Source organism: Vibrio sp. 03_296, assembly GCF_002265885.1.
Map to the genome: position 1 here is coordinate 1 of NZ_NPKW01001180.1, position 762 is coordinate 762.

Here is a 762-nt window from a genome sequence, read left to right on the forward strand (position 1 = left end):
CACAATGGGCGCAAGCCTGATGCAGCCATGCCGCGTGTGTGAAGAAGGCCTTCGGGTTGTAAAGCACTTTCAGCGTGAGGAAGGTGGTAGTGTTAATAGCACTATCATTTGACGTTAGCGACAGAAGAAGCACCGGCTAACTCCGTGCCAGCAGCCGCGGTAATACGGAGGGTGCGAGCGTTAATCGGAATTACTGGGCGTAAAGCGCATGCAGGTGGTTTGTTAAGTCAGATGTGAAAGCCCGGGGCTCAACCTCGGAACTGCATTTGAAACTGGCAGACTAGAGTACTGTAGAGGGGGGTAGAATTTCAGGTGTAGCGGTGAAATGCGTAGAGATCTGAAGGAATACCGGTGGCGAAGGCGGCCCCCTGGACAGATACTGACACTCAGATGCGAAAGCGTGGGGAGCAAACAGGATTAGATACCCTGGTAGTCCACGCTGTAAACGATGTCTACTTGGAGGTTGTGGCCTTGAGCCGTGGCTTTCGGAGCTAACGCGTTAAGTAGACCGCCTGGGGAGTACGGTCGCAAGATTAAAACTCAAATGAATTGACGGGGGCCCGCACAAGCGGTGGAGCATGTGGTTTAATTCGATGCAACGCGAAGAACCTTACCTACTCTTGACATCCAGAGAATCTAGCGGAGACGCTGGAGTGCCTTCGGGAACTCTGAGACAGGTGCTGCATGGCTGTCGTCAGCTCGTGTTGTGAAATGTTGGGTTAAGTCCCGCAACGAGCGCAACCCTTATCCTTGTTTGCCAGC

Annotated in this window: 1 rRNA gene; it reads left to right on the plus strand. The window is 53.1% G+C overall.

What is annotated here, in order from left to right:
* Nucleotides 1-762: ribosomal RNA gene (locus tag CIK04_RS30770) — 16S ribosomal RNA — on the plus strand; the annotation flags it as partial.